The sequence below is a fragment of the Pseudonocardia sp. ICBG162 genome (genome assembly GCF_020496225.1).
Lineage (GTDB): Bacteria > Actinomycetota > Actinomycetes > Mycobacteriales > Pseudonocardiaceae > Pseudonocardia > Pseudonocardia alni.
The window spans coordinates 825508-848775 of the sequence record NZ_JAHLJD010000013.1; the positions used below are offsets into that span (position 1 = coordinate 825508).

The window sequence follows — 23268 nt, forward strand, 5'->3', positions numbered from 1 at the left end:
TCTTCCCAGCTCAGAAGGGCATTCGTGTGTCACGACCCGCCCCTACCGGCGCATACCTGCGGTGGATCCAGGCTGAGGGCGCGGCACCGCCGCTCCGGGCCGGTCACCGCACCCCCGGACCGCGTTCCGCGGAACGCGCCTGCGCCCCGTCCGCCGGGCTCAGCTCCGGGGTGGGGCGGTGCTGGCGCGGGGCAGCAGCCGCGGCGCGAGGACGACCTCGCGCGCGGTGTCCCGGCCGCCGTCGAGCCGCTCGGCCAGCAGGTCGAGCACGTGCTCGGCGGTGCCCGGGACGTCCTGGCTGACCGTGGTCAGGTCCACGTGCGCGAGCCGGGACAGCGGGCTGTCGTCGTAGCCGGCCACCGACACCGTGGCGGGCACGTCGACCCCGGCCCGGGCCAGGGTGTCGAGCAGGCCGACCGCGCAGCGGTCGTTGAACACCGCGACCGCGGTCGGCAGGGACTCCCCCGCCAGCAGGGTGCGGGCGGCACGGGCGCCGTCGGCCTCACCGTGCCCGCCGGCCACCACCCGCCCGGGCAGCCCGGCGGCGCGCATCGCCGCCCGGTAGCCGTCGCGGCGCTCCGCGGCGATCGAGCCCGCGCCGCCGTCGACGTGCACGACCTCGCGGTGCCCCAGGTCGAGCAGGTGCCGGGTCTGCTCGGCGGCGCCGTCGTCGTCGGGCACCCGGACGACGTCGACCCCGGCACCGGGCAGCCGCCGCCCGACCGCCACCACCGGCAGCGTCGCGCCCAGCTCGGCGAGCCGGTCCGCCGGGGCGTCGCTGCCGAGCAGCACCAGCGCCTCGCAGCGGGAGTCGACGAGGGACTCGACCGCGCGGCGCTCGTCGCGGGCCGGGGAACGGGCGCCCAGCAGCAGGTCGCGGCCGCGCCGCTCGGCGAGGGCGAGCAGCTCCTCCACCAGCTCGGCGTGGTAGGTCGAGCGGATGTCGAGCACGACGCCGACGGTGCCGCTGCGCCGGCTCGCGAGCATGCTCGCCGCGCGGTCGGGCCGGTAGCCGAGCGCGTCGGCCGCGGCCAGCACCCGCGCCCGGGTCGCCGGGCTGGGCCCCGGGGCGCCACGGAGCACCAGCGACACCGACGCCGGGGACAACCCGACCCGCGCGGCGACGTCGGCCAGCCGCGGACGCCCCGCTCCCGGACTTTGTCTTGACATGATCTCCCCTCGCACCGCAGACTCGTCCCGGTATTAAAGCGCTTTAAAGCGCTGACCGGTAGCTCACCGCCGAGCCCGAGGAGAGCGGTATGACCCGCACCGTCACCCCCACCCCCGCCGCCTGGCTCGACCCGGCCGACGCCCGCGTCGTGGACCTCCGGGCCCACGTCGAGCGTCCCGCCGACCCGGCGGCGCTCCCCCGCGCCCGGCACATCGACCAGGGCGTCCCCGTCTACGACGCCGCCGCGCTCGTCGCCGAGGCCGCCACCGGCCCGGCCGGGCGTCGCGCCGTGCAGGCCGAGCTCGCCGGGGCGCTGGCCGACGGGCCGGGCATCGTCGTGCTGGCCGGGGCGTTCGCCGCCGCCGAGCTCGACCCCGTCACCGCCGAGTTCGAGGCGATCGTCGCCGAGCAGCGCGCGTCCGGCGCGACGGTCGGCGACCACTTCGCGACCGCGGGCGCCAACGACCGGATCTGGAACGCCCTGGAGAAGCTCGCGGTGCGCGCGCCCGCCGCGTTCACCGCCTACTACGCCAACCCCGCGACCGCGCTGGTCTGCGAGGCCTGGCTCGGACCCGGCTACCAGGTCACCTCCCAGGTCAACGTGGTCAACCCGGGCGGGGCCGCGCAGAGCCCGCACCGCGACTACCACCTCGGCTTCATGGACGCCGTCGGCGCCGCCCGCTACCCCGCGCACGTCCACCGCCTGTCCCCCGCGCTGACCCTGCAGGGCGCCGTCGCGCACACCGACATGCCGGTCGAGACCGGGCCGACGATGTACCTGCCCGGCTCGCAGACCTACCCGCACGGCTACCTCGTCGCCGACCGCGAGGACTTCCGCGCCTACTTCGCCGAGCACCACGTGCAGCTGCCGCTGTCCCGCGGCGACGCCGTGTTCTTCAACCCCGCGCTGCTGCACGGCGCCGGACACAACCGCTCCGCCGACGTCCGGCGGACGGCGAACCTGCTGCAGGTCTCCTCGGCGTTCGGCCGGGCGATGGAGAGCGTCGACCGCGGCGTCGTCGCCCGCGCCGTGTTCGGCGCGCTCACCGCGATGCGGGCCGCCGGGGTCGCCGACGACCTGGTCGCCAACGCCGTCGCCGCGGCCGCCGAGGGCTACGCCTTCCCCACCGACCTCGACGCCGACCCGCCGGTCGACGGGCTCGCCCCGCCCTCGCCCGCGGACGTGCTGCTGCGGGCGGTCCGCGAGGGCTGGGCCCCCGAGCGGCTCGACGACGTGCTGGCCGGGCAGGTTGCACGCCGCCGAGGGGTGGCGTCGTGAGCGGGCTGCTCGACGGCCGGGTCGTGCTCGTCGCCGGTGGCACCACCGGGGTCGGTGCCGCCTGCGCCCGGACCGCGGCGCGCGAGGGCGCCGTGGGTGTCGTGGTCACCGGCCGCCGCCCGGAGCCGGGCGAGAAGCTCGTTGCCGAGCTCGGCGAGCAGGGCGTGCGCGCACTGGCCGTGCCCGGTGACATCGCCGACCCGCACGCCTGCCGTGCCGCCGTCGACGCCACCGTCGCGGAGTTCGGGCGGGTCGACTGCCTGGTCACCGCGGCCGGGCTGACCGACCGCGGCACCCTGCTCGACACCACGCCCGAGCTGTTCGACGCCCACATCGCGGTCAACCTGCGCGGCCCGTTCTTCCTGATGCAGGCCGCCGTCGCCGACATGGTGCGCCGCGGCGCCCCGGGCACCGTCGTCGCGATCGTGTCCGAGGCCGCGCACGGCGGGGCCCCGGTGCTCGCGCCCTACGTCGCGGCGAAGGCCGGGCTGGCCGGGCTGATCCGCAACGCCGCGCACGCGCACCGCTTCGACCGGGTCCGGATCAACGGCCTGGCCATCGGCTGGACCGACACCGAGGGCGAGGACGCCACCCAGCGCCGCTTCCACGGCGCGGGCGACGACTGGCGCGAGCGCGCCGGGGCCCGGCTCCCGATGGGCCGCCTCGCCGCACCCCAGGACGCGGCCGAGGCCGTCGTCTTCCTGCTCTCGGACCGCTCCGGCGTGGTCACCGGCTCCGTCCTGGACTGGGACCAGCAGGTCGTCGGCGCCCACGACTGAGCTCCACGACCGACCCGACCACGAACCACCCGGAGGACACCTCATGAGGATCGGACTCATCGGCCTCGGCCGGATCGGCGCGTTCCACGCGCGGACCCTGTCCGGGCTGGACACCGTCGACACCCTGGTCGTCACCGACGCCCGCCCGGACGTCACCGACGCCGTCGCCGCGCAGGTCGGCGCCCGCACCGCGGGCTCGCCGGAGGAGCTGCTCGCCTCCGGCGTCGACGGCGTCGTCATCGCCGCCGCCACCCCGGCGCACCCGGAGCTGCTGCTCGCCGCGGTCGAGGCCGGGCTGCCGGTGTTCTGCGAGAAGCCACTGGCCGGCCGGATCGACGACGCCGTCGCGCTCGCCGCCAAGCTGGCCGGGCGCGACGAGCGGGTGCAGATCGGCTACCCGCGCCGCTTCGACGCCGGCTACGCCGCCGCGCGGGCCGCCGTCGCGGGCGGCGAGCTGGGCCGGGTGCACACCGTGCGGGCCACCACCCTGGACCCCTCCCCGCCGCCCGCCGAGTACCTGCGCGTCTCGGGCGGGATCTTCCGCGACTGCTCGGTGCACGACTTCGACGCGATCCGCTGGGTCACCGGCCGCGAGGTCGTCGAGGTCCACGCCGTCGGCGACACGCACGGCGACCCGGTGTTCGCCGAGATCGGCGACGTCTCGACCTCCCAGGCGATCCTGACCCTCGACGACGGCAGCCACGCCGTCGTCTCGAACTCCCGCTACAACCCGCGCGGCTACGACGTGCGCCTGGAGCTGCACGGCGACGCCGACTCGGTCGCCGTCGGCCTCGACGCCGGGCTGCCGCTGCGCTCGGTCGAGCCGGGGGTCACCTTCCCCGGCGGCACCCCGTACGCGTTCTTCATGGACCGGCTCGCCCCCGCCTTCCGCGCGGAGCTGACCGCGTTCACCGGGCTGGTCGCCGGGACCACGCACTCGCCGTGCACCGTCGCCGACGCCATGGCCGCGGGCTGGATCGCCGAGGCCGCCACCGCATCGCTGCAGTCCGGGCGCACCGTGCGCCTCGAGGAGGTCGTCCGATGAACGCTCCCACCGGTCCCCGGATCGCCGGCGCCCCCATCTCCTGGGGCGTCTGCGAGGTCCCGGGCTGGGGCTTCCAGCTCGACCCGGAGCGTGTGCTCACCGAGATGCGCGAGGTCGGGCTGTCGGCCACCGAGTTCGGCCCGGACGGCTTCCTGCCCGACGCGCCCGCCGCCAAGGCCGCGACGCTGGAGGCCCACGGCCTGTCCGCCGTCGGCGGGTTCACCCCGACCCTGCTGCACGTGCCCGGGCACGACCCGCTGCCCGGCGTCGAGGCGCTGCTCGCCGGCTACGACGCCGCGCACGCCGGCACCCTGGTGCTGTCCGCCGACTCCGGCGGCACCGGCTACGACTCGCGCCCCGAGCTCGACGGCGCGGGCTGGGCGCTGCTGCTGTCGCACCTGGACCGGATCGCGGAGTACGCCGCGACCCGCGGCGTCGTCGCCGTGCTGCACCCGCACGTCGGGACGATGGTCGAGACCGGCGACGACGTCGCGCGCGTCCTGGAGGGCTCGTCGATCGCGCTGTGCCTGGACACCGGGCACCTGCTCATCGGCGGCACCGACCCCGCCGCGCTGACCCGCCAGGCTCCCGAGCGGGTCGCGCACACCCACCTCAAGGACGTCGACCTCGGCCTCGCCCGCCAGGTGCAGGACGGCCGCCTGACCTACACCGAGGCCGTGGGTGCGGGCATGTACCGCCCGCTCGGCGAGGGCGACGTCGACCTCGAGGGCGTGCTCACCACCCTCGACGCCCACGGCTACGACGGCTGGCACGTCCTGGAGCAGGACACGATCCTGCACGGCCCGCCCACCGGCGTCGGCCCGGCGGGCGACGTGCACACCAGCGTGCAGAACCTGCGCAAGGCCCTCGGCCGCTGAGACCGGCCGGGGCACCGCACGGTCCGTGCTCAGACCACCAGGGAGGTCTGCACGGTGTAGCGGTCGGAGCGGTACAGGTGCCGCCCGACCTCGACCAGGGCGCCGGCGTCGTCGTAGACGATCAGCTCGGCGGTGACGCACGCCAGCGGGCGGGGCTGCTCCAGCAGTCCCGCCTCCTCGGCGTCGGCGAGGCGCGCCCCGATCGTCTGGTGCGCGATCGCGATCTGGGCCCCCTGCTCGCGGAGCAGGTCGTAGAGGCTGCGCCCCGCCAGGGCGACGTCGTCGAGCTCGAAGCGGGCCGGCACGTAGTTGGTCATGATCGCCAGCGGCTCGCCGTCGGCCCAGCGCAGCCGGCGGACGACGTGCAGCGGCGCGTCCGGCGCCATCACGTCGCCCAGGTCGATGCCGGCCGCCGTCGGTGTGGTCGTGTCGTGCGAGAGCAGCCGGGTGTCGGGCTCGCGCCCGCCCGAGGCGAGGTCGCTGTAGAGGCTGGTCAGCCGGGCGTCGCGGTGGATGGCCGGGCGCACCACCTGGGTGCCGAGACCGCGGCGGCGCACCAGCAGCCCCTTGCGGACGAGTTCCTGGATCGCCTGGCGCGCGGTGGGCCGGGCCAGCCCGAGGCGCTCGGTGAGCGACAGCTCGTTCTCCAGCCGGTCCCCGGGGCGCAGGTCGCCGTTGTCGATCGCTGCCTCGATGGCCTGGGAGAGCTGGTGGTAGAGCGGCACCGGACTCGTCCGGTCGAGACGGACGTCGACCTGGACGGCGTCGGAGCGGGTGGCCATGTCCACCACTCTACCGGCCCAGGTCCGGTTGTCCTTATGTCTGTACAAACTCTTGACCGGGGCGGTCGGGCGGCCTACCGTTCTCCTCGTCGCCCGTTCCGTTGCACACCGCCCACGAGAGGTCACCGAGGACCATGAACGCCCCCGCTGAGATCCTCACCTTCGGCCGCGCCGGGGTGGACATCTATCCGCTGCAGGTCGGTGTCGGCCTGGAGGACGTCACCTCGTTCGGGAAGTTCCTCGGCGGCACCACCGCGAACGTCGCGGTGGCCGCGGCCCGGCTCGGTCGGCGTGCCGCGATCGTCACCGGTGTCGGCGACGACCCGTTCGGCCGCTACGTGCGCCGCGAGCTGAACCGGCTGGGCGTGGACGACCGGCACGTCGTGACGAACTCCGAGTTCCCGACGCCGGTGACGTTCTGCGAGATCTTCCCGCCGGACGACTTCCCGCTGTACTTCTACCGCAGGCCTTCCGCCCCGGACCTGCAGGTCTCCCCCGCCGACCTCGACCGGGACGCGATCGCCGCCGCCGGGCTGTTCTGGCTCAGCGTGTCCGGGCTGTCCGAGGAGCCCTCGCGCTCGGCGCACCACGAGGCGCTCGCCGCCCGGGCCGCGGGCAGCGGGCCGACGGTGCTCGACCTGGACTACCGGCCGATGTTCTGGGACTCCCCCGCCGCCGCGACCGAGCAGGTGCAGAAGATCCTCGGCCAGGTCACCGTGGCCGTCGGCAACCGCGAGGAGTGCGAGGTCGCGGTCGGCGAGACCGACCCGGAGCGGGCGGCCGACGCGCTGCTCGACGCGGGCGTCGGGCTGGCGGTCGTCAAGCAGGGCCCGAAGGGGGTGCTCGCGAAGTCGCGCACCGAGCGCGTCGTGAGCCCCCCGATCCCGATCACCCCCTACAACGGCCTCGGTGCCGGCGACAGCTTCGGCGGCTCGCTCGCGCACGGCCTGCTCGCCGGCTGGCCGCTGGAGACGGTGCTGGCCCGGGCGAACGCGGCGGGCGCGATCGTCGCGTCCCGCCTGGAGTGCTCCACCGCCATGCCCACCGCCGCGGAGATCGACGTCCTGCTCGCCGGCGGCGACCCGAACCAGAAGGAGGCGTCGTGAGCTTCGCGCGCGACTACGACGAGGTCCGCGAGATCCGGGCCTCGGCGCCCGAGCGCATCCCCGCCCTGCTGGCGGCACGACGGCGCCGTCCGTTCGTCCCCGCCGACGGCCGGCTGATGATCGTCGCCGCCGACCACCCCGCCCGCGGCGCGCTGGCCGCCCGCGGCCGCGCGGACGCGATGGCGAGCCGCCCGGAGCTGCTCGACCGGCTGCGGACCGCGCTGGCCCGCCCGGGCGTCGACGGCGTGCTGGCCACCGCCGACATCCTCGAGGACCTCCTGCTGCTGGGTGCGCTGGAGGGCAAGGTCGTGGTGTCGTCGATGAACCGCGGCGGCCTGCAGGGCGCGAGCTTCGAGCTCGACGACCGGCTCACCGGCTACGACGTGCGCGGCACCGTCGACGCCGGCTTCGAGGCCATCAAGATGCTGACCCGGATCGACCTGGCCGACCCGGCCAGCGTCCGGACCCTGGAGACCTGCGCCGAGGTCGTCAGCGAGGCCAACCGGGCCGGGCTGGTCGCGATGGTGGAGCCGTTCCTGTCGCGCCGCATCGACGGCCGCGTGGTCAACGACCTGTCCCCCGAGGCCGTCATCCGCTCGGTGCACATCGCCCAGGGCCTCGGCGCGTCCAGCGCGTACACCTGGATGAAGCTGCCCGTGGTCGACGAGATGGAGCGGGTGATGGAGTCGACGACGCTGCCCACCCTGCTCCTGGGCGGGGACCCGACCACCCGTCCCGAGGAGACCTACGCGTCCTGGAAGGCGGCCCTGGAGCTGCCGTCGGTGCGCGGGCTGATCGTCGGCCGCGCACTGCTGTACCCCGAGGACGGCGACGTGGCCGCGGCCGTCGACACCGCCGTGTCGCTGGTGCGCCCGCAGGAGGTGAGGGCGGCGTGACCGGCTACGTCCTCCCCGCAGGCAGCTCCCCCGGCGACGGCTGGGAGCTGGAGATCACCCAGGGGTCCGCGGGCTGGGAGCACTCCTCGCTGCGCATCCTCGCGCTCGACCCGGGCGGGTCGCGGGTCGTGGGGACCGGCGGGGAGGAGATGTTCCTCGTGCCGCTGTCCGGCTCGGCCACGGTGACCTGCGACGGCACGACCCACGAGCTCGCCGGCCGGTCCGGGGTGTTCGAGGGCCCGACCGACTTCGCCTACCTCCCGGTGCGCTCGTCGGTCACCGTCGCCTCCGCGGCCGGTGGCCGGTTCGCCCTCTGCGGCGCCCGCACCGAGGTCGCGCTGCCGTTCCGGTACGGCCCCCGGGAGGACGTGCCGGTCGAGCTGCGCGGCGCCGGGCAGTCGTCGCGGCAGGTCCGCAACTTCGGCGCGGCCGGGGTGTTCGAGGCCGCGTCGGCCATCTGCGTCGAGGTCGTCACCCCGGGCGGCAACTGGTCGAGCTACCCCGCGCACAAGCACGACGAGACGACCGCTCACGAGTGCGAGCTCGAGGAGATCTACTACTTCGAGGTCGCCCCCGGTCCGGCCGGGCAGCCCGGCCTCGGGTTCCACCGCACGTCCAGCTCCCCCGGGCACGACATCGACATCACCGTCGAGGTCCACGACCGCGACACCGTGCTCATCCCCTGGGGCTGGCACGGGCCGTGCGCCGCGGCACCCGGGCACGACATGTACTACCTCAACGTGATGGCCGGCCCCGGCGAGGAACGCGCCTGGAGGATCACCGACCACCCCGACCAGGCCTGGGTCCGCGACACGTGGGCGGACCAGGCCGTCGATCCCCGTCTCACCGGACACGGAGGCCACTGACATGAGCGCTGCGACCGGCGGCACCGTCCGGCTGACCGTCGCCCAGGCGACCGTGCGGTTCCTGGGCGCGCAGTACAGCGAGCGCGACGGCGTGCGGCAGAAGCTGTTCAAGGGCTGCTTCGGCATCTTCGGCCACGGCAACGTCGCGGGGCTGGGCCAGGCGCTGCTGCAGGCCGAGCTGACCGAGCCGGACCTGCTGCCCTACGTGCTGGGCCGCAACGAGCAGGCGATGGTGCACACCGCCGTCGCCTACGCCCGGGCGAGCGACCGGCTGAGGACGTGGGCGGTGTCCTCGTCCGTCGGGCCGGGCGCGACCAACATGGTCACCGGCGCCGCGCTCGCCACGATCAACCGGCTGCCGGTGCTGCTGCTGCCCGCCGACACCTTCGCCGACCGCGCGGCGTCGCCGCTGCTGCAGGAGCTGGAACGCCCCGACGCCGGCGACGTCACCGTCAACGACGCGTTCCGGCCCGTCTCGGCCTACTTCGACCGGGTCTGGCGCCCGGAGCAGCTGCCCGCCGCGCTGCTGTCGGCGATGCGGGTGCTCACCGACCCGGCCGCGACCGGCGCGGTCACCGTCTGCCTCCCGCAGGACGTGCAGGCCCAGGCGCACGACTGGCCGGTGGAGCTGTTCGCCGAGCGCACCTGGAACGTGGCCCGCCCGCGCCCGGAGACCTGGGCCGTGGAGCGCGCCGCGGAGCTGATCCGCTCGGCGCAGCGGCCGGTCGTCGTCGCCGGGGGCGGGGTGCACTACAGCGGCGCCACCGCGGCGCTGGCCGCGTTCTGCGCGGCCACCGGGATCCCGGTCGGGCAGAGCCAGGCCGGCAAGGGCACGCTGGTCTGGGACCACCCGCAGTGCCTCGGCGCGATCGGGTCGACCGGCACCACCGCGGCCAACGCGATCGCCCGCGACGCCGACCTGGTCATCGGCGTCGGGACCCGGTACTCGGACTTCACCACCGCGAGCCGCACCGCCTTCGCGCACCCCGACGTCCGGTTCGTCAACGTCAACGTGGCACCGATCGACGCCGTCAAGCACTCCGGGGTGTCGGTCGTCGCCGACGCCCGGGAGACCCTCACCGAGCTGACCGCCCTGCTGGCCGGCCACCGCGTCGACGAGGACTACGTCGCGGAGTACACCCGGCTCGACGCCGCGTGGACCGCGACCGTCGACGCCGCCTACCACCCGGCGGTCCCGGCGGCCGGCGCCGGCGGCCTGCTGACCCAGGGCGAGGTCATCGGGATGGTCAACGACCTGTCCGACCCGCGCGACGTCGTGGTGTGCGCGGCCGGGTCGATGCCCGGTGACCTGCACAAGCTGTGGCAGACCCGGGACGCCAAGGGCTACCACGTCGAGTACGGCTACTCCTGCATGGGCTACGAGGTCGCCGGCGGGCTCGGCGTGCGGCTGGCCTGCCCGGACCGGGACGTGTTCGTCCTGGTCGGCGACGGCTCCTACCTGATGATGGCGACCGAGCTGGCCACCGCCGTCCAGGAGGGCATCAAGATCATCACCGTGTTGGTGCAGAACCACGGGTTCGCCTCGATCGGCGCGCTGTCGGAGTCGCTGGGCTCCCAGCGGTTCGGCACCCGCTACCGCTACCGCTCGGCGCGGTCGGGCCGGCTCGACGGCGACGTCCTGCCGCTGGACCTCGCGGCGAACGCGGAGAGCTTCGGCCTGCGCGTGCTGCGGGTCGCCACCCCCGGCGAGTTCGCCGACGCGGTCAAGACCGCCAAGGCCGCCGAGGACTCCACCGTGATCCACGTCGAGACCGACCCGCTCGTCGGAGCGCCGGACTCGCGGTCCTGGTGGGATGTCCCGGTGTCGGAGGTGAGCGGGCTCGACTCCACCCGGGCCGCCCGCACCGTCTACGACGAGCACAAGGCGACGCAGCGCCCGTTCCTGCGCCCGAGCAGCTGAGGAAGAAGAGGACCATGACGAGCACGCTGCAGAAGACGCTCCACCACTGGGTCGCGGGAGCGCGGGTCGAGGGCACCTCCGGGCGGACGTCCGAGGTCACCGACCCGGCCACCGGCGAGGTCACCGCGCACCTGCCCCTCGCGAGCGCCGACGAGGCCGCCGCGGTGATCGCCGCCGCGAAGGCCGCGTTCCCGGCCTGGCGCGACACCTCGCTCACCAAGCGCACCCAGATCCTGTTCCGCTTCCGCGAGCTGCTCGACGCCCGCGCCCCGGAGCTGGCCGCGCTGATCACCGCCGAGCACGGCAAGGTGCTTTCCGACGCCGCGGGCGAGGTCGCGCGCGGCCAGGAGGTCGTCGAGTTCGCCTGCGGGATGCCGCACCTGCTCAAGGGCTCGGCGACCGAGAACGCCTCCACCGGCGTCGACGTGCACTCGATCCGCCAGCCGCTGGGCGTCGTCGGGATCATCAGCCCGTTCAACTTCCCCGCGATGGTCCCGATGTGGTTCTTCCCGGTCGCGATCGCCACCGGCAACACCGTGGTGCTCAAGCCCTCGGAGAAGGTCCCCTCCGCCGCGCTCTGGATCGCCGAGCTGTGGTCCGAGGCCGGCCTGCCCGACGGCGTGTTCAACGTGCTCAACGGCGACAAGACCGCCGTCGACGCGCTGCTGACCAGCCCGGACGTCAAGTCCGTCAGCTTCGTCGGCTCCACGCCGATCGCCCGCTACGTCTACGAGACCGGCACCGCGCACGGCAAGCGCGTCCAGGCGCTCGGCGGGGCGAAGAACCACATGGTCGTGCTGCCCGACGCCGACCTCGACCTCGCCGCGGACCAGGCGGTCAACGCCGGGTTCGGCTCCGCGGGCGAGCGCTGCATGGCCGTCTCCGCGCTCGTGGCCGTCGGCGACGTCGCCGACACCCTGGTCTCCAAGATCGCCGATCGGGCCCGCGCCCTGCGCACCGGCGACGGCCGCCGCTCCTGCGACATGGGCCCGCTGGTCACCCGGGCGGCCCAGGAGCGGGTGTCGGGCTACATCGACGCCGGCGAGTCCGAGGGCGCCACCGTCGTCGTCGACGGCAGGCAGGGCGAGTTCGACGCCGACGGGTCCGGCTTCTTCGTCGGCCCCACCCTGCTCGACCACGTCGGCACCGACATGACCGTCTACACCGACGAGATCTTCGGCCCGGTGCTGTCGGTGGTGCGCGTCGAGACCTACGCGCGCGCCGTCGAGCTGATCAACGCCAACCCCTACGGCAACGGCACCGCGATCTTCACCAACGACGGCGGCGCCGCCCGCCGCTTCCAGAACGAGGTCGAGGTCGGCATGATCGGCATCAACGTGCCGGTGCCCGTGCCGATGGCCTACTACAGCTTCGGCGGCTGGAAGAACTCGCTGTTCGGCGACACCCACGCGCACGGCACCGAGGGCGTGCACTTCTTCACCCGGGGCAAGGTCGTCACCACCCGCTGGCTCGACCCGAGCCACGCCGGGCTGAACCTCGGCTTCCCGACCAACACCTGACCTCACCCGCCGGGTGGCCGCCGCGCGGCCGCCCGGCGCCGGTGCACCCGGACACCGTCCGCCGCCGTCCGTCCGGCGTCCCGACCCACCCGGATCCGGCCACGCACCCTCGATGCGGAGGACCCATGACCACGCACGGAGCGACCGGCGCCCCCGCCGGACTGCCGCCCGACACCCGGGGACCGCACTCGTCGCGGCTCGGCCTGATCACGGTCGTCGCCACCTTCGGCGGGCTGCTCTTCGGCTACGACACCGGCGTCATCAACGGCGCCCTGGAGCCGATGAGCCGCGACCTCGGGCTCACCCCGCTCACCGAGGGCTTCGTCGTCAGCATCCTGATCTTCGGGGCGGCGGTCGGCGCGATCGTCGGCGGGTCGCTGTCCGACCGGCACGGCCGGCGGCACAACATCCTGCTGCTCGCGCTGGTGTTCATGGTCGGCACCGTCGGCTGCGTCCTGGCCCCGAGCTGGCAGGTCCTCGCCGTCTTCCGGTTCGTGCTCGGCCTCGCCGTCGGCGGCGCGTCGGCCACCGTCCCGGTCTACCTCGCCGAGATCGCCCCGGTGGAGCGCCGCGGCGGGCTCGTCACCCGCAACGAGGTCATGATCGTCTCCGGCCAGTTCGCGGCGTTCGTGGTGAACGCGGCCATCTACAGCGTCTGGGGCGAGGTCGACGCGATCTGGCGGGTCATGCTGCTGGTCGCGCTGCTGCCCGCGATCGTGCTGTTCGTCGGGATGCTGCGGATGCCGGAGAGCCCGCGCTGGCTGGTCTCGCGCGGCCGCGAGGAGGAGGCGCTGGCCGTGCTGCGCCAGGTCCGTTCCGACGAGCGGGCCCGCGCCGAGATGGCCGAGGTGCATCGGCTCGCCGACGAGGAGCGCGCCTCGCGCACCGGCGGGGCCACCGACCTGGGGGTGCGCTGGATCCGTCGGCTCATCCTCATCGGCGCCGGGCTGGGGATCTTCCAGCAGGCCACCGGCATCAACTCGATCATGTACTACGGCACCCAGCTGCTGGGTGACGCCGGCTTCTCGGCGAACGCCGCCGTCGTCGCGAACACCCTCAACGGGCTGTTCTCCGTGCTGGGCGTCACCGTCGGCCTGCTGCTGATCAACCGGATCGACCGCCGCACGATGCTGCTCGGCGGGTTCGTCCTCACCACGACCTTCCACCTGCTCGTCGGGCTGTCGGCGCTGCTGCTGCCGGACGGCACCGCCAAGGCCTGGTTCATCCTGGTGTTCGTCGTGCTGTTCGTGTTCTCCATGCAGGGCACCATCGGCCCGCTGGTGTGGCTGATCCTGTCCGAGATCTTCCCGCTGAAGGTCCGCAGCCTGGCCATCGGCATCAGCGTGTTCGTGCTGTGGATCGCCAACGCACTGGTCGCGCTGCTGTTCCCGCCGATGGTCGCCGCGATCGGCATCGCCAGCTCGTTCTTCGTCTTCGTCGCCCTCGGGCTCGCCGCGCTCGTCTTCGTCTACCGGGTGGTCCCGGAGACCCGCGGACGGTCGCTGGAGCAGCTCGAGGCCGAGTTCCGTACCCGCTACGCGTGAGCCCGACAGGGAGGGAGTGCACATGAGCGTGCTCGTCGCCGTCGCCGCCGGCCCGGAGGGCGCCGCGGCCCTGGCCGCCGGGGCCGCCGAGGCCGACCGGCTGGGCACCGACCTGGTCGTGGTCAACCTGACGCTCGACCCGCTGGGACCGCTCCCGGCCGCGGCCGCCGTGCTGGAACGCCACGGCCCCGGCGACCGGGACCCGGTCGACGCCGTCCTCGACGAGATCGCCGAGCGCGGCGACGTGGCGCGGCTCGTGATCGGGCTGCGCCGGCGCAGCCGGGTGAGCAAGGCGCTGCTCGGCAGCGTGTCGCAGCGACTGCTGCTGGACAGCCCGGTCCCGGTGCTGGCCGTCAAACCGGAGGGAACCGCATGACCACCGAGATCGGGGTGGGCGTCGTCGGCGCGGGGTGGATGGGCCACCTGCACGCACGCGCGTACGCCCGGCTGCCGCACCACGTCACCGACCTGCCGCTGCGGCCGCGCCTGGTCGCCGTCGCCGATCCGGTGGCCGCCGCCGGGGCGGACCACGTCGCCCGCTACGGCTTCGCCCGCGCCGTCACCGACTGGCGTGAGCTGGTCGCCGACCCCTCGATCGCGGCGGTGAGCGTCGCGTCGCCGAACAGCACCCACCGCGAGGTCGGTGTCGCCGTCGCCGAGGCGGGCAAACACCTCTGGATCGAGAAGCCGGTCGGGCTGTCCTCCAGCGACACCGCCGCCGTGGCCCGGGCGGTGCACGCCGCGGGTGTGCAGGCGACCGTCGGGTTCAACTACCGGATGGTGCCGGCCGTCGCGCGGGCGAAGCGGCTGATCGACGACGGTCGCCTCGGCACCCTCACGCACGCCCGGTTCCGGCTGCTCACCGACTTCGCGGCCGACCCGTCGGGGGTGCTGAGCTGGCGCTTCACCCGGGAGCACGGTGGCTCCGGGGTCCTCAACGACCTCGCGGTGCACGGCGTCGACCTCGTCCGTCACCTGGTCGGCGACCTCGGTGCGGTCGTGGCCGACGGCGACCGGTTCGTCCCCCGCCGCCCGGTCGCCCCCGCCGGGGCGAGCCAGTACGTCCGTGCCGCCGCCGACGCCCCCACCGGAGAGGTCGAGAACCTCGACTTCGTCTCGGTGCTGGGCCGCGCCGTCGGCGGGGCGATCGTGACGCTGGAGGCCAGCCGGGTCGCCGTCGGCGACCAGAACGACTACGGCTTCGAGATCCACGGCACCCGCGGGTACCTGTCGTTCGACTTCCGGCGACCCGGCGAGCTCGTGGTCGCCGCGGGCGGGTCGTACGTCGACCAGCCCGCCACGACCTGGGCGGCCGCCCCCGGCGACGGCGACTTCGCACTGTTCCAGCCCGGGGCGGGCAACCCCACCGGCTTCGACGACCTCAAGGTCTCCGAGTGCGCCGCGTTCGTGCGCGGGATCGCCGAGGGCCGGTCGGGCGGCGCGACGATCGACGACGCGCTGGCCGCCGCCCGGGTGCTGGACGCCGTCGCCGAGTCGGTGGACAAGCGCGCCTGGGTCGACCTGGGCTGAGGACACCGGGGGGCTACAGGTCCAGCACGAGCCGCGCCGAGCGGGCCCGGGAGACGCAGATCATCATGCAGTCCCCCGCGGCCCGCTCGGCGTCGTCGAGCACGGAGTCGCGGTGGTCGACGTCGCCGTCGAGGACCCGGGTCTCGCAGGTCCCGCAGGTCCCCTCGGCACACGACGACAGCACCGTCGCCCCCGCCCGTTCGACGACGTCGAGCACCGTCCGCTCCGGCGGGACCTCCAGCCTCACCCCGGTGCGGGCCAGCTCGACGGTGAACGCCTCCGCCCGGGCCGGCTCGCCGACCGGCTTCGGGCTGAACCGCTCCACGTGCAGCGCGCCGTCCGGCCAGGCCGCGCAGCGCTGCTCGACCGCGGCCAGCAGCGGTTCGGGGCCGCAGCAGTAGACCAGCGTGTCCTCGCGCGGGGTGCCGAGCAGGGTGTCGAGGTCGAGCAGGCCGACCTCGTCCTGCGGGGCGACGACGACCCGGTCGCCGAAGCGGGCGAGCTCGTCGAGGAAGGCCATCGACGCGCGGCGACGCCCGCCGTAGACGAGCTGCCAGTCGGCGCCCAACGCGTCGACGGCGGCGACCATCGGCAGGATCGCGGTGATCCCGATGCCGCCCGCGACGAACAGGTAGCGCGGGGAGCAGGCCAGCGGGAAGTTGTTGCGCGGGCCGCGCAGCCGCACGGTGTCGCCCACCGCGAGCGCGTCGTGGACGTGCCGCGACGTGCCGCGCCCGGCGTCCTCGCGCAGCACGCCCAGCCGCCAGGTGGTGGTGTCGGCCGGGTCGCCGCACAGCGAGTACTGGCGGGCGGTGGCCCCGCCGCAGAGCAGGTCGGTGTGCGCGCCGGGCTGCCACGCCGGCAGCGGCGACCCGTCGGCGGCGCGCAGGGTCAGGGTGACCACGCCGTCGGACGCGGCGTCCTTCGCGACGACGGTCGCCTCGGTCTCGGTCTCCGCCCCGGGCGCCGGTCGGCGGCGCGGCGGCGACGCGGGCCCCGCCGTGGGGACCGGTGCGGCGAGCGCGAGCGGCATCGTCCGCCAGACGTACATGTTGGGTGAGCTGGCGTAGAACCGCGGCGTCGCGTCGAGGGTGAAGTCCCCGAGCAGCGGCAGCGCCTCCTCCAGGGCGATCCGCGCCTCCAGCCGGGCCAGCGGCGCGCCGAGGCAGCCGTGGACGCCCTCGCCGAAGCCGACGTGGCGCCCGGGCGGGCGGGTGACGTCGAACCGGTCGGGATCGGCGAAGCGGCGCTCGTCGCGGTTCGCGGCGCCGGGGACCAGCACGACCCGCGAGCCCGCGGCGAGGGTGACGCCGTGCAGGTCCACCTCGCGGCTGGTGGTGCGGGCGGTCAGCTGCAGCGGGGTCGCCCAGCGCATCGCCTCCTCGACCGCGGCCGGGACCAGCGACGGGTCCGCCCGCAGCAGCGCCAGCTGGTCGGGGTTCTCGGCGAGCAGCTTGAACAGCGTGGTCACCAGCCCGGCGGTGGACTCGACCCCGCCCAGGAACAGGATCATCATCAGGCCGCTGATCTCGGAGGTCGGGGTGATCTCCCCCGGGACGAACGGCTCGCCGTCGACGTCGGCGGTGACCATCGAGGTCATGAGGTCGTCGCGGCCGGCGCGACGACGGGACTCCAGCACGTCGACGAAGTACTGCTGCACCTTCGGGGTGGCGGCCTTCGCCTTCGGCCCCAGGTGCGGGGTGCCGGGGATCCGGTCCTTCAGCTCGTGGGTCCAGTGCTCGAGCTGCTCGCGGCGGGCACGCTCGGCGTCGCCCGCCTCGGCCCGGCTCGGGAAGCCCATGAGGTGGAAGAACACGTCGAACGGCATCGGCCAGGCCAGCTCACGGCCGACGTCGACCCGGTCGCGCCCGGCCCAGGAGCCGACGAGCTCGCGGACGACGCCGCGGATCCCCTCCTCGAGGCGGGCGATCCGCCGCGGCACGAAGAACGGCTGCACGACCCGGCGGACCTGGTCGTGGCGCGGGTTGTCCATCGACCCGATCGACCCCGGCGGGACGTGCTCGAGGCGCGAGTCGTCGATGTCCATGCCCTCGCAGCTGAGGAAGGTGTCGGCGTCGGTGATGGCGGCGCGGACGTCGTCGAAGCGGGTCAGGGCGTACCAGCCGTACCGCTCGCTGTGGTGGACCGGCTCCTCGTCGCGCATCCGCCGGTAGGTCCCGAACGGGTCGTCGGTGTAGAAGCTCGGGTCGAACGGGTCGTACTCGACCGCCGTCATGGGGCCTCCTCGCAGTCGGGTGGTTGAAGCGCTCCAACATCTAAGATTAGAGCGCTCTAACAACCCCGCGTCAATGCTTCCGGCCGGGCGTGCGTCGGGCGTCAGGCCGCGGGCGGGGGCGCCGTCGAGCCGCGGACCACGAGCTCGGGGGCCAGGACGATCTCGCGACGCTCCGGCTCCTCGCCGCGCAGCCGGGCCACGCTGCGCTCCACGGCGAGCCGGGCCAGCTCGACCGGGTCCTGACGCAACGTCGTCAGCCCCTGCTCCGGCAGCCGGGCCAGTGAGCTGTCGTCCCAGCCGGTGACCGAGACGTCGACGGGGACACGGACACCGTGCGCCCCGAGCGCCTCGGCGAGCCCGGCGGCGACGTCGTCGTTGAATCCGACGACGGCGCTCGGCAGTGCCGGCAGGCGCAGCAACTCCCGGGCGGCGCGCACCCCGGCCTCCAGGCTGTCCCCGCCCGGGACGACCAGCCCGTCCGCGGCCAGGCCGTGCCGGCGCAGCGCGGTGCGGAACGCCGTCCGGCGCGCGGCGCCGATCGGGCCGGGGCCGCCGTCGACGTGGGCGATCCGGCGGTGGCCCAGCCCGGTCAGGTGGTCGGTGAGCAGCCGCAGCCCGGCCGTGTCGGAGGTCCGGACGACATCGATGCCCGGGTCGGGCACCCGCCAGCCGACGACGGTGACCGGCAGCCGACCGGCCAGGACAGGGACGCCGTCGAGCCCCGAGCCGAGCAGGATGACCGCCTCGCAGCGCAGGTCGAGCAGCGTCTCCACGGCGGTGCGCTCGTCGCGGCGGGGGGTGAGCGCGGACAGGAACAGCTCGTAGCCGCACGCCGCGGCGGCGTCGTAGAGGCCGTCGAGGAGCTCGGCGTGGAAGCGCCCGGACATCCCCAGCACGACGCCGAGCTGGCGCGAGCTACCGCTGGCCAGCAGCCGGGCCCGGGTGTCGGGCCGGTAGCCGACGCGCTCGGCCGCGGCGAGCACGCGCTCCCGGGTCTCCGGGCGCGACCCCGGGGCGCCGCGCAGCACGATCGACACCATGGCGCGGGAGACCCCGGCGGCGGCCGCGACGTCGTCGAGGGTGGGGCGGCGACCCGCCCGTCGGGCCGGGCGGCGGGCGGCGTCGGCCACGGCGTGCTCCTTGTCCGGTCCGGGGAGGCGGTCACCGTAGCAGTGGAGCGCTCCACACCCGGCCGTTCGCCGCCCGCCCGGCCGGGGCGGGTGTGGACGCGGCCCGCGGAGGTACCCCCCGGTATGACCTCCTTCCTGGGACGACTGGTGGACCGGCTGCGCGGACGCGGCCCGGCCGAGGACGTCGAGCCCGACCCGAACCTGGCCAACTCCCGCGAGACCGGCGGCCTGCCCCGGGAGGACGGCGACTCGGCGTCCACCACCGGCACCGGCGCGTCGGGCGAGTTCGTGGGCCGCGTCGCCGGCCGCGACGAGGGTTACGCGGGCCGGACCGGAGCCGAGGCCCGCGCGGAGGCGCTCGCCGAGGACCACCGCGAGGACGAGACCCGCTGACCGGGTCCCCCCGGGGCGCGGAGCGTACCCCGGGGGGACCGGACGTCGGGGGCGGTGCCGGGCTCAGGGGGTGAAGAGCACCTTCACCGCACCGTCGGTCTTGTCCTGGAACATCGAGTACGCCTGCGCGGCCTCCTCCAGCGGGACCCGGTGGGTCGCGAAGTGGTCGACGCCGAGCGGGTCGTCGTCGCCGAGCAGCGGCAACAGGTCCGGGACCCAGCGCCACACGTTGGCCTGCCCCATCCGCATCTGCACCTGCTTGTCGAACAGGGTGAGCATCGGCAGCGGGGTGGCGCTGCCGCCGTAGACGCCCGACAGGGAGATCGTGCCGCCCCGGCGCACCGCGCCGATCGCCAGCTCCAGCGCCGCGGTGCGGTCGCTGCCCGCCGTCTCCATGACCGTGCGGCCCGGCCCGGAGGGCATCGCGGCCACCACCTTCTGGGCGGCGGCCGCGACCGGGGACCCGTGCGCCTCCATGCCGACCGCGTCGATGACGGCGTCGGCGCCGCGGCCCCCGGTCATCGACCGGATCGCGCCGAGTACCTCGTCGTCGCCGTGGCTCAGGTCCAGCGCCGGGATCCCACGCGCCTCGACCCGGGCCAGCCGCTCGGGCACGAGGTCGACGCCGACCACCTGCCGCACGCCCAGGTGGGCGGCGATCCGGGTGCACATGTCCCCGATCGGTCCGAGCCCCAGCACCACCAGCGTCCCGTCGGCGGGGGTCGCGGCGTACTGCACGGCCTGGTACGCCGTCGGCAGCACGTCGGACAGGAACAGGAACCGGTCGTCCGGCGGCCCCTGGGGCACCCGGATCGGCAACGAGTTGCCGAACGGCACCCGCAGGTACTCGGCCTGCCCGCCGGGCACCTGACCGTAGAGCGCGGTGTAGCCGAACAGGGACGCGCCGGTCCCCTGCTCGCGGTTCTGCGTGGTCTCGCACTGGGACTGCAGGCCGCGCCCGCACATCCAGCAGTGCCCGCAGCTGACGTTGAACGGGATCACGACGCGGTCGCCGACCGACAGCTCGGTGACGGCGGGCCCCACCTCGGCCACGACACCCATCGGCTCGTGGCCGAGGACGTCGCCGGGCGACAGGAACGGGGTGAGCACCTCGTAGAGGTGCAGGTCGGAGCCGCACAGGCCGGAGCTGGTGATCTGCACGACCACGTCGTCGGGCTGCTCGACGACCGGGTCGGGGACGGTGTCCACCCGGACGTCGCGGCGGCCGTGCCAGGTCAGGGCACGCATGGGGTCCTCCTCGGTGTCGCCGGTGGTGCGGCGCCCGGCTACCCGGCCGCCTCCCGGCGAAACCGGCATGGGCGCCCGGCCGGCGGGTAGGCGTCGACGGTCACACCCCCACCACCGGAGGACCGCCATGGAGCCCCAGCCCGTCACCGAGGACCCGGCCGGTCCGGCCGACGGCGTCACGAACCGCCTCGCGCCGTACGTCGCCTGGCTCGCGACACAGGTCGGCGACGAGGCGACGCGGCGCCGCTACCGCGAGGTCGCCGAGGCGTTCCTGCGTTTCTCCGCCGCGGACCGGGGTGCGCCGGGAACCCGTGGTCAGCGGTTCGTCGTCGCCCACCGCGACCGGGCCGCTCCGGAGACCACGCGGGCCGCGATGGACCGCCTGGTCGAGTACGACGCCGTCGTGCGGTGCACGCTTCCCTTCGACGCCTGAGGCCGCGGCAGCGCGCGCCCGCCCCGCCCGCCTCACCGCGGCCCGCGGGCGGCGCCGCGCCCGCCGGGCCGGTCGCCGTCACCGGCCGGCTCGTCGGTCCACGCCGCGGGGTCCCCGTCCTCGGTTCCCACGTCGTCGGTGCCCGCGTGCACGCTGCGGTCGCGCAGCCCCGTCACCCGGCGGCCCGCCGCCTCCACCGCGCGCTGGAGACCCGCGTACGGGGCGTCGCTGAACGCGCGTCCGAACACGGCGACCGCGCCCAGCACCAGCAGCAGGACCCCCACCAGCACCGAACCGGTGTTGGTGGCGAACGGCCCGGCCGGGACCAGCCGCAGCACGCCGGTCAGGAGCCCGAGCAGGACCTCGGCGGTGCCCAGGACCATGAGCACCACCCCGAAGCCCCGCGCCCAGGGCAGCCGCGTGGCGCACGGCAGCCCGGCCACGCCGAGGACGAGGTGCACCAGGTCGCGCAGCGGGTCCACCCCGATGCCCAGCAGCTCCCCGCTCGCCGCGGGCAACCCGGGAAGGCCGCTGTAGCGGAACCCGAGGAGCCCGTAGAGCAGGAGCAGGAACGCCGCGACGACCACCAGCAGCTGCGGCCAGGGGAACACCGCGTGGCCGTGGGAGTGGTGCTGGGACTGGGTGGGCATACTCGTCCTCCGGGTGGTGCGGCACCGGTCGGTCCCGCGTGACGGCCCGGCTACCCGCCCACCGGCAGCGGATGCCGATCGTGACGGGCATGACCCCCGCGGGCCCGGGTAGCGCGGTGCACGGCGCCCCGCGCGGGCCGCCGGCACGGGAGGGGGAACGGGGTGACCGAACGGGTTGACGCCGTCGTGGTCGGGGCCGGGCACAACGGCCTCGTCGCGGCGAACCTGCTCGCCGACGCCGGCTGGGAGGTCCTGGTCTGCGAGGCCGCCGAGGCGCCGGGCGGCGCCGTGCGCTCGGCGGAGATCACCGCGCCGGGCTTCGTCAGCGACCTGGCCAGCGCGTTCCACCCGCTCGGCGCCGCCTCACCGGTGCTGCGCGAGCTCGACCTCGGCGCGCACGGCCTGCAGTGGCGCCACGCCCCCACCGTCCTCGCCCACCCCACCCCCGACGGCCGGTGCGCGGTGCTGCACCGCCGCCTCGACGACACCGCCGCCGCCCTCGACGACGACCACCCCGGCGACGGCGACGCCTGGCGCGCGCTGGTCGCGCAGTGGGACCGGATCGGCGACGACGTCGTCGCCGCCGCGCTGCGCCCGTTCCCCCCGGTCCGGCCGGCCTCCCGGCTCCTGCGCACGCTCGGCACCGGCGATGCCCTGCGGCTGGCCCGGATGCTGGTGCAGCCGGTGACGCGGATGGCCCAGGAGCACTTCGGGGGCCGGGCCGCCCCGCTGCTGCTGGCGGGCAACACCCTGCACACCGACCTCGGGCCGGACTCCGCGGCGGGCGCCGCCTACGGCTGGCTGCTGGCGATGCTCGGCCAGCGTGTCGGCTTCCCGGTCCCGGCGGGCGGGGCCGGGGCCCTGACCGGTGCGCTCGTCGCCCGGCTGACGGCCCGCGGCGGGCGGATCGACTGCGGACGGCCGATCCGGACCGTCCTGGTCGGACCGTCCGGCCGGGCCTGCGGCGTCGTGGACACGGACGGCCGGCGGGTCCTCGCCCGCCGGGCGGTGCTCGCCGACGTCGACGCGCCCCGCCTCTACCGCGACCTCGTCGGGGAGGAGCACCTGCCGGCCCGCTTCGTCGCCGACCTCGCCCGGTTCGACTGGGACTTCTCCACGGTCAAGCTGGACTGGGCGCTCGACGGGCCGGTGCCCTGGACCGCGCCGGGTGCCCGGTCGGCGGGCACCGTGCACCTCGGCGCCGACGTCGACGGCCTGCGCCGCTACGCCGCCGACCTGACCGCCGGCCGGCTGCCCCGCGACCCGTTCCTGCTGTTCGGGCAGATGACCACGGCCGACCCGACCCGCTCCCCGCCCGGCACCGAGTCCGCCTGGGCCTACACCCACGTGCCGCGCGGCCTGGGCTGGGGCCGCGACGAGGTGCTGCGCTGGGCCGACCGGATGCAGCAGGTCGTCGAGGACCACGCGCCGGGGTTCGGGTCGCGGGTGCGGGCCCGCGCCGTCGCCGGGCCCGCGGACCTGCAGGGCCGCGACGGCAACCTCGTCGACGGGGCGATCACCGCGGGCACCTCCGCGGTGCACCAGCAGCTGGTGTTCCGCCCGGTGCCGGGCCTGGGCCGGGCCGACACCCCGGTGCCGGGGCTGTTCCTGGCCGGGGCGTCGGCGCATCCGGGCGGCGCGGTGCACGGCGGGCCCGGCGCCAACGCGGCGCGGGCCGCGCTGGCCGCGTCCGGGGCGACCGGGGTGCTCTACCGCGGCGCGGTGCGGTTCGCCCACCGGCGGCTGTACGGCTGAGCCCCCGCCCCGCGGTCGGGTTTGGACCCGCCGGGACCGGACATACGGCAGCCCGTGAGCCTCGACCACCGACCCGACGTCCCCGGCGCCGACCACCGGGGTGGCC

Annotated in this window: 21 protein-coding genes; 15 read left to right on the top strand and 6 right to left on the bottom strand. The window is 75.4% G+C overall.

Annotation, left to right across the window (positions count from 1 at the left end):
* Positions 1-159 precede the first annotated feature (159 nt).
* A complete protein-coding gene (locus KPL60_RS07230; protein WP_226365314.1) occupies positions 160-1170 on the bottom strand; it encodes a LacI family DNA-binding transcriptional regulator in 1011 nt (336 codons plus the stop codon).
* A gap of 89 nt (positions 1171-1259) precedes the next feature.
* Here KPL60_RS07230 and KPL60_RS07235 point away from each other — a divergent pair, with 89 nt between their 5' ends.
* The 4 genes from KPL60_RS07235 to KPL60_RS07250 are packed head-to-tail and all read left to right on the top strand — an operon-like array spanning position 1260 to position 5152.
* Entirely contained in the window at positions 1260-2450 is a 1191-nt protein-coding gene (locus KPL60_RS07235; RefSeq protein ID WP_226365315.1) for a phytanoyl-CoA dioxygenase family protein, read from the top strand.
* The gene (locus tag KPL60_RS07240; protein ID WP_226365316.1) at positions 2447-3229 is read left to right on the top strand and encodes an SDR family oxidoreductase; all 783 of its coding nucleotides are present in this window, start codon (positions 2447-2449) and stop codon (positions 3227-3229) included. The genes KPL60_RS07235 and KPL60_RS07240 overlap by 4 nt, the downstream gene beginning before the upstream one ends.
* 43 nt (positions 3230-3272) lie before the next feature.
* Positions 3273-4274 carry a Gfo/Idh/MocA family oxidoreductase gene (locus KPL60_RS07245; protein WP_226365317.1) on the top strand — a complete coding sequence of 334 codons (1002 nt, stop codon included), beginning with the start codon at positions 3273-3275 and terminating at the stop codon, positions 4272-4274.
* The gene (locus KPL60_RS07250; protein WP_226356879.1) at positions 4271-5152 is read left to right on the top strand and encodes a sugar phosphate isomerase/epimerase; all 882 of its coding nucleotides are present in this window, start codon (positions 4271-4273) and stop codon (positions 5150-5152) included. The genes KPL60_RS07245 and KPL60_RS07250 overlap by 4 nt, the downstream gene beginning before the upstream one ends.
* A gap of 29 nt (positions 5153-5181) precedes the next feature.
* On the opposite strand, the gene KPL60_RS07255 is transcribed toward KPL60_RS07250, so the two are convergent.
* A complete protein-coding gene (locus KPL60_RS07255; RefSeq protein WP_062402928.1) occupies positions 5182-5934 on the bottom strand; it encodes a GntR family transcriptional regulator in 753 nt (250 codons plus the stop codon).
* A gap of 134 nt (positions 5935-6068) precedes the next feature.
* On the opposite strand from KPL60_RS07255, the gene iolC reads away from it, so the two are divergent.
* From iolC to KPL60_RS07295, 8 genes are all read left to right on the top strand, one after another.
* Entirely contained in the window at positions 6069-7040 is a 972-nt protein-coding gene (gene iolC / locus KPL60_RS07260) for a 5-dehydro-2-deoxygluconokinase (RefSeq protein WP_226365318.1), read from the top strand.
* Entirely contained in the window at positions 7037-7936 is a 900-nt protein-coding gene (locus KPL60_RS07265; protein ID WP_374203878.1) for a class I fructose-bisphosphate aldolase, read from the top strand. Before iolC ends, KPL60_RS07265 begins: the two co-directional genes overlap by 4 nt.
* A complete protein-coding gene (iolB, locus tag KPL60_RS07270; protein WP_226365319.1) occupies positions 7933-8802 on the top strand; it encodes a 5-deoxy-glucuronate isomerase in 870 nt (289 codons plus the stop codon). Before KPL60_RS07265 ends, iolB begins: the two co-directional genes overlap by 4 nt.
* A gap of 1 nt (position 8803) precedes the next feature.
* On the top strand, positions 8804-10723 hold the full coding sequence (gene iolD, locus KPL60_RS07275) for a 3D-(3,5/4)-trihydroxycyclohexane-1,2-dione acylhydrolase (decyclizing) (protein WP_226365320.1): 1920 nt from the start codon (positions 8804-8806) through the stop codon (positions 10721-10723).
* 14 nt (positions 10724-10737) lie between these two features.
* On the top strand, positions 10738-12243 hold the full coding sequence (locus KPL60_RS07280) for a CoA-acylating methylmalonate-semialdehyde dehydrogenase (RefSeq protein WP_226365321.1): 1506 nt from the start codon (positions 10738-10740) through the stop codon (positions 12241-12243).
* Between the two features lie 125 nt (positions 12244-12368).
* Positions 12369-13787: a sugar porter family MFS transporter gene (locus KPL60_RS07285; RefSeq protein ID WP_226365322.1), complete on the top strand. Its 1419-nt coding sequence runs from the start codon at positions 12369-12371 to the stop codon at positions 13785-13787.
* Between the two features lie 22 nt (positions 13788-13809).
* On the top strand, positions 13810-14163 hold the full coding sequence (locus tag KPL60_RS07290; protein WP_226365323.1) for a universal stress protein: 354 nt from the start codon (positions 13810-13812) through the stop codon (positions 14161-14163).
* Positions 14160-15317 carry a Gfo/Idh/MocA family protein gene (locus KPL60_RS07295; protein ID WP_226365324.1) on the top strand — a complete coding sequence of 386 codons (1158 nt, stop codon included), beginning with the start codon at positions 14160-14162 and terminating at the stop codon, positions 15315-15317. Before KPL60_RS07290 ends, KPL60_RS07295 begins: the two co-directional genes overlap by 4 nt.
* A gap of 13 nt (positions 15318-15330) precedes the next feature.
* On the opposite strand, the gene KPL60_RS07300 is transcribed toward KPL60_RS07295, so the two are convergent.
* Positions 15331-17553: a cytochrome P450 gene (locus tag KPL60_RS07300; RefSeq protein ID WP_226365325.1), complete on the bottom strand. Its 2223-nt coding sequence runs from the start codon at positions 17551-17553 to the stop codon at positions 15331-15333.
* Between the two features lie 101 nt (positions 17554-17654).
* Positions 17655-18683: a LacI family DNA-binding transcriptional regulator gene (locus KPL60_RS07305; protein ID WP_226365326.1), complete on the bottom strand. Its 1029-nt coding sequence runs from the start codon at positions 18681-18683 to the stop codon at positions 17655-17657.
* Between the two features lie 123 nt (positions 18684-18806).
* On the opposite strand from KPL60_RS07305, the gene KPL60_RS07310 reads away from it, so the two are divergent.
* Positions 18807-19076: a hypothetical protein gene (locus KPL60_RS07310; RefSeq protein ID WP_226356869.1), complete on the top strand. Its 270-nt coding sequence runs from the start codon at positions 18807-18809 to the stop codon at positions 19074-19076.
* Between the two features lie 63 nt (positions 19077-19139).
* Here the strand turns inward: KPL60_RS07310 and KPL60_RS07315 are convergent, their stop codons facing one another.
* Positions 19140-20324, bottom strand: a complete 1185-nt coding sequence (locus KPL60_RS07315; RefSeq protein ID WP_226365327.1) for an alcohol dehydrogenase catalytic domain-containing protein — start codon at positions 20322-20324, stop codon at positions 19140-19142.
* A gap of 127 nt (positions 20325-20451) precedes the next feature.
* On the opposite strand from KPL60_RS07315, the gene KPL60_RS07320 reads away from it, so the two are divergent.
* Positions 20452-20757: a hypothetical protein gene (locus KPL60_RS07320; RefSeq protein WP_226365328.1), complete on the top strand. Its 306-nt coding sequence runs from the start codon at positions 20452-20454 to the stop codon at positions 20755-20757.
* A gap of 32 nt (positions 20758-20789) precedes the next feature.
* On the opposite strand, the gene KPL60_RS07325 is transcribed toward KPL60_RS07320, so the two are convergent.
* Complete coding sequence (locus KPL60_RS07325) at positions 20790-21407, bottom strand: DUF4383 domain-containing protein (protein WP_226365329.1); 618 nt, start codon at positions 21405-21407, stop codon at positions 20790-20792.
* A 162-nt stretch (positions 21408-21569) separates the two neighbouring features.
* Between KPL60_RS07325 and KPL60_RS07330 the strand changes: the two genes are divergently transcribed.
* Positions 21570-23162, top strand: a complete 1593-nt coding sequence (locus tag KPL60_RS07330) for an NAD(P)/FAD-dependent oxidoreductase (RefSeq protein WP_226365330.1) — start codon at positions 21570-21572, stop codon at positions 23160-23162.
* The last annotated feature ends 106 nt before the right edge of the window (positions 23163-23268 follow it).